A 241-nucleotide genomic window follows, 5' to 3' on the forward strand; every position below is an offset into this window, starting at 1 on the left:
TAGCCGTCCCGCGTGATGGTCAGGTCACCAGTGACCTTCGTCAAGCTGGTGCCACTGGGCACTCCGGGACCACCCGACGTGCCGGGGTCGCCCGCCGTAGACGTCGTCGTGTCCGTCGTGATCAGCTGAAGGCTCGGTGCCTTGGAGCCGCTCTTGTAGAACGACGCCGTCCCCGAGTAGTTCAGCCTGAGCGCGAACACCGTGGTCGTGGAGAGCGCAGACAGGTCGGAGAGCGTGATGG

General features: G+C 65.6%; 1 protein-coding gene. It reads right to left on the reverse strand.

Annotation, left to right across the window (positions count from 1 at the left end; genetic code table 11):
- Positions 1–241: hypothetical protein (locus BN358_RS27610; protein WP_232233093.1), on the reverse strand; the 241-nt coding region annotated here is incomplete at both ends.

The organism is Sedimentibacter sp. B4 (genome assembly GCF_000309315.1).
Lineage (GTDB): Bacteria > Bacillota > Clostridia > Tissierellales > Sedimentibacteraceae > Sedimentibacter > Sedimentibacter saalensis.